General features: G+C 37.5%; 11 protein-coding genes. 2 read left to right on the top strand and 9 right to left on the bottom strand.

The genetic code is table 11. The features are described from left to right. Window positions 1–78 precede the first annotated feature (78 nt). The 3 genes from FC64_RS06995 to FC64_RS06985 form a co-directional block, all read right to left on the bottom strand. Window positions 79–1398 carry a conjugated bile salt MFS transporter gene (locus FC64_RS06995; RefSeq protein ID WP_057907201.1) on the bottom strand — a complete coding sequence of 440 codons (1320 nt, stop codon included), beginning with the start codon at window positions 1396–1398 and terminating at the stop codon, window positions 79–81. 208 nt (window positions 1399–1606) lie between these two features. Continuing rightward, window positions 1607–2560, bottom strand: a complete 954-nt coding sequence (bsh, locus tag FC64_RS06990; protein ID WP_057907200.1) for a choloylglycine hydrolase — start codon at window positions 2558–2560, stop codon at window positions 1607–1609. 217 nt (window positions 2561–2777) lie between these two features. Then, on the bottom strand, window positions 2778–4718 hold the full coding sequence (locus FC64_RS06985) for a PTS sugar transporter subunit IIABC (protein WP_057907199.1): 1941 nt from the start codon (window positions 4716–4718) through the stop codon (window positions 2778–2780). A gap of 200 nt (window positions 4719–4918) precedes the next feature. Between FC64_RS06985 and treR the strand changes: the two genes are divergently transcribed. Further along, window positions 4919–5641 (top strand): trehalose operon repressor, encoded by a 723-nt coding sequence (gene treR, locus FC64_RS06980; RefSeq protein ID WP_057907198.1) that lies wholly within the window; start codon window positions 4919–4921, stop codon window positions 5639–5641. Between the two features lie 14 nt (window positions 5642–5655). Further along, complete coding sequence (gene treC, locus FC64_RS06975) at window positions 5656–7323, top strand: alpha,alpha-phosphotrehalase (RefSeq protein WP_057907197.1); 1668 nt, start codon at window positions 5656–5658, stop codon at window positions 7321–7323. A 102-nt stretch (window positions 7324–7425) separates the two neighbouring features. Here the strand turns inward: treC and FC64_RS06970 are convergent, their stop codons facing one another. From FC64_RS06970 to FC64_RS06950, 6 genes are all read right to left on the bottom strand, one after another. After that, window positions 7426–8364, bottom strand: a complete 939-nt coding sequence (locus FC64_RS06970; RefSeq protein WP_057907196.1) for a phosphate/phosphite/phosphonate ABC transporter substrate-binding protein — start codon at window positions 8362–8364, stop codon at window positions 7426–7428. A gap of 144 nt (window positions 8365–8508) precedes the next feature. Next, the gene (locus FC64_RS07560; protein WP_420805064.1) at window positions 8509–9018 is read right to left on the bottom strand and encodes an Lreu_0056 family protein; all 510 of its coding nucleotides are present in this window, start codon (window positions 9016–9018) and stop codon (window positions 8509–8511) included. A gap of 199 nt (window positions 9019–9217) precedes the next feature. Next, a complete protein-coding gene (locus tag FC64_RS06960; protein ID WP_057907194.1) occupies window positions 9218–10159 on the bottom strand; it encodes a zinc ribbon domain-containing protein in 942 nt (313 codons plus the stop codon). Between the two features lie 15 nt (window positions 10160–10174). Next, the gene (locus tag FC64_RS06955; RefSeq protein WP_057907193.1) at window positions 10175–11581 is read right to left on the bottom strand and encodes a zinc ribbon domain-containing protein; all 1407 of its coding nucleotides are present in this window, start codon (window positions 11579–11581) and stop codon (window positions 10175–10177) included. Window positions 11582–11687: 106 nt separating this feature from the next. After that, window positions 11688–11855 (bottom strand): hypothetical protein, encoded by a 168-nt coding sequence (locus tag FC64_RS07445; protein WP_202987285.1) that lies wholly within the window; start codon window positions 11853–11855, stop codon window positions 11688–11690. 34 nt (window positions 11856–11889) lie between these two features. Then, window positions 11890–12525 carry an Lreu_0056 family protein gene (locus tag FC64_RS06950; RefSeq protein WP_057907192.1) on the bottom strand — a complete coding sequence of 212 codons (636 nt, stop codon included), beginning with the start codon at window positions 12523–12525 and terminating at the stop codon, window positions 11890–11892. Between the last annotated feature and the right edge of the window lie 168 nt (window positions 12526–12693).

Here is a 12693-nt window from a genome sequence, read left to right as displayed (position 1 = left end):
TTTTAATAAAAAAATTCCGTGACTTAAACATTACTTTTCGTCACGGAACTTTCCATTAATATTCTTTTAAAATCATGATTATTCTTTTGACTTTTGCATGGCCTTAATCTTAATAACCGCTAACACTAGAAGGATAAAGCCAACAATTACACAACCAATCATCGCATACCATGCAACTGTAAAGCTGGCCATGTCTTTGATTATTCCAAATAAAGGTGCACCAATTGCAAAGCCAATTGCATATGCCAATCCAACTAATCCTAACATAACTCCTTCATCTTTCGATCCAAATAAATCTTTGGCCATAAAAGCCGGACCGGACATATAACTAAATACGGCTAAACCACAGAAAATCGCATACGCAATCCCTGCAACTTCGCTTGCATGAGATCCAAATGGTTGAAAACTGACAAAAATCATCATTAAAATGGATAATACATACATTATCCCGGCATATGTCATTGCTTTGGCAGTTCCTAGTTTATCAAACAAAATTCCTCCGGTAACATTACCAATTAAACAACCAACACCGTACATCATTCCAATAATCCCGACTGTTCCAAAACTTAATTTTGTATCTAAAAATGCTGCATAGTCTTCGTTTAATGAAGCTAATCCAATCCCAATAATTAAGAAACCAATACTAAAAATCCAGAACCAAGGCATCTTCATAACTTCTTTTGATGTCCAGCCTTCAAAGTTAGCTGCTCTTGCCTTGGCAATTGCCTTTTTACTTTCTTCCAATTCTGCTTTTGTAGCTACAATTTCATTATCTTTAGGAGTCCGAATAAATAAAGTGATAATCAAACCAACTACAAACAAAACCGCAGCAAAAATAAAGAACGGTGCCATACTCTTCAGGTGACCTGTTTTAGTACTTCCAACCATGTACTTTGCTAATAAGTTTTGTGTAAATGGTTGCAAGAAAATATTACCAATTGATCCACCGCAGAATGCAATTCCTAAAGCTGTGCCACGGCCTTTCCCTGGGAACCAATGATTGATTACCCATGGAACACCTTGTCCTGAAAAGAAGGTTGAACCAATCATACATAAAATTGCCGCCCCATAAAATTCCGGCAACTTTGAACTCAATCCAAAAAGAACATAAGCTAACGCTGAAATTGCAATCCCTACGATATACATTACTTTGAAATTAATTTTAGCTAATCCTTTGCCAATAAATGGTGAAGTAATTGAAGCTGCAACTGCTCCAAATGTAAAAATCAAAGTATATGATGCAAGTCCAAAATGAAACGTATTAACTAATGGATGAACAAATAATGGCTGAATATTTTGAGCAATACCATAAGGAATAGCTTGCGTAAACATGCAAAGAAAGACCATAAAATATTTATAACCTTTACTTACAGGTTTATTTTCAACTGTTGCACTCATAATACCTATCCCCTTTATAAAAATATTTAAAACTATCTCCACTAAGTATTATTGCACATTTAGTTTGAATTTCCAAAAATTAAGACCAATAAAAAAGGCTGATTTTCTGCTAAAGTATTAGCAATCAGCCTTTTTTATTTATGCTATTTCAGATTATGACACACACCATCTGCATAACATGCCACTTATTGAAAAAATTCAGTATTTTTTATTTGTCAAAAGTCTTAATTTTATCGCCGTGCGTTAATTCGTCATTTAGTTTAACCTGATGAATATTTACATCATTAAACCAATTGTAATAGTAAGTTTCACTTGCTTGTGAATAACAACAACTATACATTGTATATTCCTTTTGTCCCTCATTATTTACAACACTTCCATAAGGGATGGCAACACTCTTTAAAATATTAAATAAACGTGACATTCCTTCTAATTCATTTGTTGGTTGCGGATAATTAGCATTTAAATATGCCACTTTTACAAACCGTGATTGCGGTGTTCCATCTCCCGGAAGACCCAATGAACCTGTTCCAACCCCTTGAGGAGTAATTTGATGCTGATCCCACGTTGATTCATGATGATCATTAGGAGTCAAGTTAACATAATTATTTAAGTTTTGCATATGCCATGGAAATTCTGGATTGTTAGTCAAAACATCAACATCGTTATCGTAAACATGCATTCCATCCTTGGTTTGTTCAACAACAATTGAGTCGTTTTTATCTGAAATCAACCAATGGAGTGGAGATGGTTGAAGTTGCTCACTAAATGCATCAGCTACAATATTAACTTTTTCCGCAATTACATCTCTAACTTCTTTAACAGTATCAAAATTTTCTAAAACCCATGGAATAAATTCAAACGATGTGATATTGTACTTACCATCGACAACCTCAGGATTATAATATGCATTATTAGGAAACATTAACCCTGCCATACATAAACTTTTTGTATTCCCTTCAAAAAGAAGCGGATAGTTATTTACGTCTAATCCCATTCCTACGATTGGTTTTGAAAAAGTTTGTTTTGGCAAATGACGGTAATTCATTTCATATCCGATTGGAGCAACAATCGGTTTTTCTCCAAAATTAATCCCATAATCTAAATTACGACCGAAATACATATTTTGATTCGTATCTGTAAATTTAATACCTGTACACATAGTAAAGCATCCTTTCAACCCAAAATGTATCACGTTAAACTTATATTAATTGCAATGTTATTTTTTATTAAATAAATTACTTTTAACGCGATTCTTAGTTGTTAACTTATAATAAAAATTAACTACGTCTTTATTATACCCCATGGCACTAATAAATATTGAATCAAAGACTTCTTAAAATAATTTTTCGGTTGCAAAAATTAGATCAAAATTCTTATTACTTAGTTCCTGGACGCTGTTTTTTCGCAACCTTTTTTCCCATTGTCATTTTATCGTTATATCCCCAGAACCACGTTATAAGGAACGAAACAACAATCGCTACAATACTTGAAAGAAGAAAAGCATAGAAACTCGTTAATTGAGTTGGATGCACTGGATTGAAAAATGATGAAAATCCAATTAATGAGCCTGTAAAACCATACATTGTTCCATGCATAAATCCAATGATCAAACCGCCAACCGCCGATCCAATCAATCCTGAAACAAAAACTTTCTTATAACGCAAATTAATCCCGTAAATTGCCGGTTCAGTAACTCCACAAAAAGCTGAAATGGCGGCTGCAAATCCAAGTTCTTTCATATTGTCTTTTTTGGATTTGATTGCAACAGCTAGTACTGCCGCCCCTTGTGAAACCATTGTCACTGAAATAATTGCGTTCAAAGCACTTTGATGCGTTTGGGCAATTTGTTGGGCAACCAACGGCACAACGCCCCAGTGCAATCCGAAAATAACCAGTAATTGATAGAAACCACCGATAATCAAGCCACCGATCCAGCCTGATGCTTGAACCAACCAGTTAACGAAATCGGCAATTCCGTTCGCAGCCCCTTGAATAATTGGACCGGTGATTACTAAGGTAATCGTTGAAACTACCAAAATCGTGATCAACGGATTAAAGATCATTTGAAGGTAGCTTGGTAAATGGTCTTTCAACCAATCACCGATCTTCTTTGCCAACCATGCAGCAACGATCATCGGGAAGATCGAATACGTGTAATTCAAGAATTGGAAGTGGAATCCGCCAACGGTAAACATGGTCTTGAAGGCTTTCCCCCAAGTAATAATTTGCGGATAAGTCAAAACGCCTCCGATAACAGCGGCAACGATTGGATCACTGCCGAGTCGTTTAGCAGCTGAATAACCAACTAAAATTGGCAGGAAGAAGAAGGCTGAGTCTGCCATCGCACTGACCGTCATGTACATCGTACTCTTCACGCTTAAGATCGACCCCAATTGAGGCAAAGTCAATAACGCCAAGATCCCTTTAATGATCCCAGATGCAGCGATAACGCCGATTACTGGACTCATTGAACCAGTAATAAAACCGATCAAATTACCAAAGGCCCGGCTGATCGGGTTCTTCCCGTCATTTTTTGTCGATTGAGCAGCAGTTGCATCTTCATTCAACGGTCCTAACTGTTTCATTACCGCATCAAAAACGTTAGTAACTTCATTTCCGATTACAACTTGATACTGGCCTGAAGCCTTCATCACATCGATCACCCCATCGGTATTCTTCAATGCTTCAGTATCCGCTTTGCTTTCGTCTTTTAAGTAAAAACGCAACCGAGTAATACAATGAATTAGGTTATTAACATTATCCTTGCCGCCGACGAGCTTAATAATCGTCGTTGCTAATGCATCATAATCCCGTTTGCCTTTTTTCTTCTTACCAATCTGTTTCAAATGAGCATCCGCGGCGGGTTCGCCAGCTTGAATCGCACCTTCGGCTAACGAAAGGCTTTCAAGTTTATCCGCTGAATTCGTTACAATTACCATAATTGTTTTAGCCAATTTGTGGACTTCAATTTCTTTTAAGTTCATCGTTGCAATCGGTTGACCTGCTCTAACCGTTGAACCTTGTTCGCAATGAACCGTAAAGGGCATTCCTTTCAGGTTGACCGTATCGATTCCCATATGAAGCAAAATTTCAAGCCCATCAGGAGTTTGAATTCCAATCGCATGTTTTGTCTTCGCCAACATCGTAACTGTTCCACTAACTGGAGCAACTACTTCAATTTTGCCTTCAGCTGATGGTTCAAGACCAAATCCTCGGCCCATTGTCCCTGCTGAAAAAACTTCATCCTTTGTTTCGCATAATGGTAAGACCTTCCCCGTTGCCGGGGCAAGAATCTCAATATCTGTTTTCTTTGCCATTGCAGCTCCTCCTCAATAATTGAAAGTGCTTTCTTTTATATTCCGTCATTATTTTATATCTTGTATAGACAAGTTGTCAACGTCTTTTTAACCGCTTACAAAAGCATAAAGAATTAGTTAATTGATAACGATAATTTGCTTGACTATACATTATATGTTTAAATAGAATTTGAATTAAAGTTAATGAAAGAAGGGCATTCATGAGTAAACAAGATATGATTGCACAAGATCTTGCTGAAAAAATCCATCATGGATTATATTGTCCAGGAGATTACTTACCAAGTGAACATCAGCTTACTAATCTGTACGGAACTTCACGTGAAACGATTCGCGGTGCCCTTTCCCAGTTAAACGACTTGGGACTGATTCAAAAAATCAAAGGCAAAGGATCGATCGTACTTGATTACCAAAAATTTACCTTTCCGGTATCTGGAATCACGAGCTTTCAAGAACTAAACCAGAAACTCGGAATGCATGCGGTCACGACGGTTCTTAAAAATGAACATTGCAATTCGATTCCGCGATATTTTGTGAATCGGGGCGTTGATGCCGATCAACCATCCATTTACGTTGAACGGCTCAGAACGATCGACCATGAACCGGTTGTAATCGACCGTGACTTTTTGCTGACTCCGCCAATTGACGAAATTCCACCAAAAGTTGCTGAAAATTCATTATATGATTATATTGAAGGTGAACTTGGATTAGATATTTCATACGCTTCAAAAGAAATTACCGTTGAAAAGGTAGATGACGAAGTTTCTGCTCAACTGAAATTGACCGGCGACCAACTTGTGGTTGTTGTTCGCAGCTTATCATTTTTAAATGACACGACTCTTTTCCAATTGACTGAATCTTACCATCGGCCTGATAAATTTAAATTTAGCGACTTTGCCCGGCGACAGAAAATTAAATTAAAATAGAAGGGAATTACTCCATGAATTTAGGGAAAAAAATTATTTATCAAATTTATCCAAAATCTTTTTATGATAGTAACGGCGATGGCATCGGTGATTTAAGAGGAATTATCGAAAAGATTCCTTACATCGCGAAATTAAACATTGATATGATTTGGTTTAATCCATTCTTCGTTTCACCGCAACGTGATAACGGCTATGATATTGCAAACTACCGTAAAATCGACCCATGTTTTGGAACAATGGCTGACTTTGAAGAATTGATTGCCAAGTTAAAAGAAATCAATGTCGATGTGATGCTGGATATGGTTTTCAATCACTGTTCAACTGACCACGAATGGTTCCAGAAGGCCCTAGCCGGCGATAAAAAGTACATGAAATATTTCTATATTCGGCCTGCCAAGTCAAATGGCGATTTACCCACTAATTGGAAATCAAAATTTGGCGGTCCCGCTTGGGCAAAATTCGGTGATACAGGATTATACTATCTTCACCTTTTCGACCCATCTCAAGCCGATCTTGACTGGCATAATCCGGATGTCCGCCAAGAAGCTATTGACATCGTCAATTTCTGGCGCGCCAAAGGAGTTAAAGGCTTCCGCTTTGACGTGCTGAATGTTACTGGAAAAGATGAAGTTTTAGTCGATTCTGATGGCAATATCGATCATGAAAAAGCCTTCTATACTGATACTCCAATCGTTAAGGACTACATCAAGCAGCTCAATCGTGAAAGTTTCGGTCAAGATCCTGATGCCATCACCGTCGGCGAAATGTCTTCCACAACAATTAAAAAATCAATTGAATACACGAAACCCGATGATCATGAACTTTCAATGGTCTTTGCTTTTCATCACTTAAAGGTCGATTACAAAAACGGCGAAAAATGGAGTAAGACCCCGTTTGATTTTATGAAACTCAAGCATATTTTAAATGAGTGGCAAACAGGAATTGACCGTGGAAATGGTTGGCAAGCCCTGTTCTGGAATAATCACGATCAACCATGGGCCCTGAACCGGTTCGGCGATCCGGTCAATTACCGTGAAAAATCAGCTGAAATGCTGGCAACTTCCATTCACTTATTACGGGGAACACCATACATTTACATGGGCGAAGAACTTGGCATGACCGATCCGCATTATTACTCGATTCATAATTATGTTGACGTCGAAGCCTTAAACGCCTACCAAAAAATGATGGACAACGGCATGAATGCCCACGACGCGTTTGAAATCGTTAAAACCAAAGCACGCGATAATTCGCGGGTCCCCATGCACTGGGATAACAGTCAAAACGCCGGTTTCACAACTGGAAAACCATGGCTGAAACCAACTGATCAGGACCGAATCAATGTTCAAGCCGAACTTGATCACGGTGAAATCTTTAATTATTATCAGCAGCTGATCAAACTTCGAAAGACGGAAGAGTTAATTTCCGACGGTCACTTCAAGGCCGAGCTGGAAGATCATCCGCAAGTCTTCGCTTACCGGCGTTATCTTGACAATAATGATGAACAATTGTTGGTTTTGAATAACTTCTATGGCTATGAACCATGGGTTGACATTCCAGCTGACCTACAAAATAAAGAAGTTGCAGTTTTGATCGATAATTATGGTCAGCCACGAAAAATGCGACTTAAAGATGCAATTCAATTACAACCATATCAATCAATTGCATTTAAAATTAAATAATTGAATTCAAAAAAACAGTGCTGCGTTGCAACACTGTTTTTATTCAAATATAAATAATTAATCAAAAAGATCGTACCATTAACGGCCTTCTTCGAATTAAATCTATTTACTTTGATCAATTTTTTGCATAATCTTGGCATATTCACGAACCTTATTAAAGTCGCTATTATTGGCTTTCACATAGCCTTGTTGTTGATAAACTTCCTGAATAATCTTGTGACCTTGCTTTGACTTAGCAACCGTTTGGAACGCGTTAATCAATTTCTTTTGGAATGCTGGACTCATATTACCGCGAACCGAAACGGTATCGTCAGGAATTGCCGGCGTTGTATAAAGGGGAACAACTTTTTGCATGACATCTGGAGCGTCCTTCTTTACAATGTTCCGTGCACCTTGGAAAACAAAGCAGGCATCCGCGCTACCGTTATAAACAGCCATTACCCCCTGATCATGCCCCTTAACTTGAACGGTTTGAATATTATCTTTATAAATATTGATTCCATGTTTATAAAGAGCAACTACTGGCCAAATCCAACCAGCCGTTGAGGTTGAAGACTGAACCGCAATCTTCTTACCACGTAAATCCTTTAACGACTTAATACCGCTGCCCTTCCGGACTAAAATCTGAGCATGAAAGTCCTTAACCAAATGATGAGTCATCTGATCATCTGGTTCCTTGTAAGCGTAACGGGTCGACTGCAAAAGCACCTTAACTCCATACTTTTGATGCGCTAAAACATAACCTTCAGGCGGTAAGAAAGCACAGTCGACTTTCCCAGAAGCCATTCCTTCGATCATCGTATTATCATTCGTTGCAACGACAACTTTAACTGGAATCCCTAATTGTTTTGAAAGCAGCTTTCCGAAAGGTTGTGCTTTTGATTCCATTGTTTCTGCATTTGATGATGGATCAAACGCAATTACCAATTTCTTTGGCGTATATTCCTTTGAATTCGTATTTGATGCATGAACGTTGCCACTAATCAATAACGCTAAAACAATTGCCATAAATGACATAATTATCTTTTTAATAACCTTCATTAATAATTACTCCTTCCTCATTCCTGTAATGAAGTATAACACAAAATATATATGACAAGCGTTAAATTAACGTTCGTTTTTTCGACATACCAAAACTACGTCAACCAATAAAAAAATCCTCACCAAACATGAGGATTATAATGCTTAATTTTGACTTTGGCACACAGCTTGATTTATCGATGACCAACTCTTTAACTGATTGGCATCATTGTTAACTTCGACTTTCTGATCTTGATTTTGATAATAATCTTGAAGCAAATTATGATATGAAATTGTTTGTGATTTCATTTCCGAATCAGCTGGATTTGCAACCCATTTTATTGTTACCATATTGCCATTCTTTTTATAATAAATATAACTTTCAGAATCACCGTTAGCAGTAATAAAGTCATAGCCATTAACCTGATTGCCACCAACTACCGTTTTAGGATTATTTGTTCCGTAATACATAGTTCCATCTTTTAAATATTCCTTGAACCAATCAGGACTTTGCAAAAATCCAACCATTGTTCCTAATTGTTGCGGTGTAACCTGCGGATCATTTGCTGTTTGTTTATTCGCAGTTGCTGTTGACGAGGCGGTTGCAACACTGCTTTCAACTGAATCTGTATCACTTGTTTGGGTATTTGATTCAGCCCTGCTTTCATTAGCGATATCCTTCTTTACTTTTTGTTCTGTCTTGAATGCGGCTGTCTTTTGCGGAACCTTATTCTGATTACCGCAACCGGCTAAAGTTAAAACTCTTAGACAGATAATCCCTAAGCTTAAAATCGTTTTTTCATGAATTATTTCTCCTATTCCAAAAAAACTCCAGCCTTCGCCGAAGTTTTTTCATTTATTTCCAATTTATATCCTAATTCCCTAATCCGCCAGTCAATGACTTAAATGCAATTTCAACGGCAGTCCCGCAAATTGCGACAAGAATGCCGAGTGCAATTAAGATGATGATGGCAACAAAGATGGCACCGTAAAGGCGGTCAAGACGTTGACTTCCTTGTCGGGTGACAATTACCATTGTCATTCCTAAAACATAAAGGAAGATCGATAAGATCAATACAAGAGCCATCATCGTGTAAGCTGACATCAAACTGAATAAGAAGAACAAAAGGTTTGTGATCAAAATAACATTTGTATAGTGAGCAAACCGATTGACGAAATCAAAGAAACTTTCTTTTTCTCTAAATACCCAACAGTTGATTCCATAAACAGCGCCTAAAACCGCAGCGTCTAAAAGCAACAATACAATAAAGATTTCAAATGATGTCCCAAATGAATTAAAGTGGATGAAATTACTATTATTTTGTTGTTGCCCTAAAAGCGCTGCAAGCCCATTTGACACGTTGTTTGCTTGTTGATTAAGGTATGCGACTGCCTTTTGAACCATTGTAAAGAATGATGCGCAGAACAAGAAAATTTCAATTGCAATTGAAACTACCCCAAACCACTTTGAAGTTGGGGCTTCAGTATTGGTTGGGTGAGCCCATGAACCAAGCAACCATTGCCAGTAACTGGCAGCTGTTTGCTTAGCTTGTTCGGTATCGATCGAACGTCGAACCGGTTGTGCTTGGGCAGGCTGTTGTGCCTGTTGCATTTGCTGAGTTGTTTGTGATTGAGCAGTTTGTTGCGTATTTTGATTTGCTTGTTGTTGGTTTTCAACCTTTCCATTTGTTTCAAATGTTTCAGTTGCTTGAACTGATTCGTTACTTGCCAGAGCGTTGCGTAAATCTGCACCACATTCAGTACAAAAATTCGTATCACTCGACATTTGTGCGCCACACTTTGGACATTTCTTCATTTTCTTTCACCCTCATTAATTATTATCGTCACCTGAAATGGTGTTATTTTGAATCATCTTACCTTTACCAATCGTATCGATCATGTATGGTTGACCTTCATTGTTTTTTTCGTAATTTGGATTCTTTTCAAGAACACAGCCTGAATATTCCATCACTTGAGCAAGCTGACTATTATCGCTTCGGTTAAATAAATACTTGACATCATATACAACGTCACTCTTACCGTCTCCATCCGGTGTGATGCTCTTGACAGTGACATCCGTGGTATATGATTCATTGTTATCATTTTTATTAAAACCGTCAAACATCTGTTTAACCTGTTTAAAGTCGCTGTTACTTTCTTGATTTTGATACAAATCTGCCCCTTGATCAGAGGTTGCCGTACTTTGATCAAATGCCGCTGATAACAATGATTGCGCATCAGATTCGGAAATCAATCCAGCAAATTTCGGCGACAACGTCTTCGTATCGTCTTCAATTTGATCATAGACGTTCATCTTTTTGGATGTAACCGTCTTGCCGTTGACATTAGCTTGAACTTGCAATTCAAGGCCCTTGGTAATTGGATAGTCCTTAAATTCTAATTCACCGTCACCGTTAAGTTTACCGGCATTTTTACCATCAAGAAGAACCGTCGCACCGGCAATGCTCTTAACTTTGAAGGTAGCCGTTGTAATCATCATCTGTTCATCATTGCTTTGACCCCAAATGTCATCCGCATCTTGGTTGGTTTGAAGATTCCGGCCGTTAACGTTGGCTTTAACTTGGAACGTGTGGGTCCCTGGAAAATACGGACCAACATTTTTCGTATATTCACCATCACTTCCGGTTGCTTTTCCAACATTTTTACCATCAACGTAAACCGTTGACCCAGCATGATTAGTCTCAACCTTTGCATACGCTGCCGGAACATTCAATTTATACTTAGGAAAGAATAACCAATAATGACCATCTTGAACAAGCGTGATTCCATGCAAGTTTGAACCGTTTGCAACGTTTGTAACCAATGTATTCAAGTCGTCTTTATTATTTGCAAAGTATTCTTGAAGTGGCTTGACCGAATCCGAGGTAATTTTTAAATTAGGGTCAGACGTTGTCACAATCCCCGTTGCATCTTTTTTGGTACTTGCTAAGTCCTGAGCAATCCGATTGATTTGATTATTTTCTGAATAATAATTATTACCCCATACAAAAAATGCAATTAAAATGACAATAACCGCTCCGATTCCAATTATTCCTGCCTTTTGTTTTTTTGACAGCGGTTTACGTGGCTTGGATACCGGTTGACTACGTCGTTGTGGTTGAGTAGCACCTTGTTTGTCTGTTGATGTTGCATTGGTAAATTGATACCCGCATTTTCGACAAAATTTTTCATTGCCATGGCGTTCAGTCCCGCATTTGGGACAAAACTTCTTTGCCATAAAAAGAACCTCCTAAAATAATTTTTCTAAATATATCCATCTAAAAGTGTACTATTCATTACAAATTAAATCAAAAAAAATTCATATTTAATTCACATTTTGCGAATTATTGTTGTTGATTATTCTCTAAAATCCAGTGATCTGAATTACGAACTTTCATTGTAACAGTTCCAAGTTGAAGCGTTGACGTCCCGTTGCCATTATTTGTAATCGTAAAAATTTGAGTTCCACTGATTCCCACGTTCATCGTTTGACCATTATTTGATGTCCCCATGTTTTGATTTGTTTTGAGCCTTTATATGTTTTAACTAATTATTTCCCTGCTTCAATTGATTTGCATCATTATTAACTTGATTTTGTTGTTGCGGAGTTGAATAGTTCTGCATAATTTGTGATACCGGAACTGTAATTGTCATTAGTTTCTCATTGGCAACACAGTTACCTGAATTGGGATCCATTTTCTTAATAATCACATTATTACCATTTAACTTATAGTATAAATTAGCCGTACCATCTCCATGTGTTGTAATTGCGTCAAATCCAGCTAATTCCACGTTAGTATCATTATCATCGCTTGACGCAAACCACAAGCCTGTTGATTCATTAGGCCCTGCATCCAAAGCCTGCAATAATTGTGGATTTTGATTAAGAACAACTAAGATTCCAAGTTGTTGTGGTGTCAAATTCTGAGCTGACACTTTACTTGAAGAACTAGCGCTGCTTATTGATGAAGCTTCAGAGCTCGTACTACTTGAAACTGCTGATGATTCAGCAGCACTGATTGCTAAACTGACTGATGACTTCTTTGACTGAATCCTTTCTGTTTTTGATGCTATTGTCTTTTTCGTTGACTCGCTTGTATTTGAACTACCGCATGCGGCAAGCGAAATTGACATTAATACTGCTGCTGATCCAAAAATGGTCGCTTTAATTGATTTCTTCATAAAACAACATCTCTTTCTTTTCAATTTTCATTGAGAAAAGATACGCGGTTTGCTTTCAAAAATCAATACTTGTTTTATTTTATTCGTTATTTTGCATCAACATTTTTAGATTAAATGTTGCTTTCAAAAAAATGTTTAATTTTTTAATTCTCATCATTTTTTAATTTA

It is taken from the genome of Ligilactobacillus araffinosus DSM 20653, from assembly GCF_001435375.1.
GTDB classification, from domain to species: Bacteria; Bacillota; Bacilli; order Lactobacillales; family Lactobacillaceae; genus Ligilactobacillus; species Ligilactobacillus araffinosus.
This window is presented reverse-complemented; position numbering and strand designations above follow the sequence as displayed.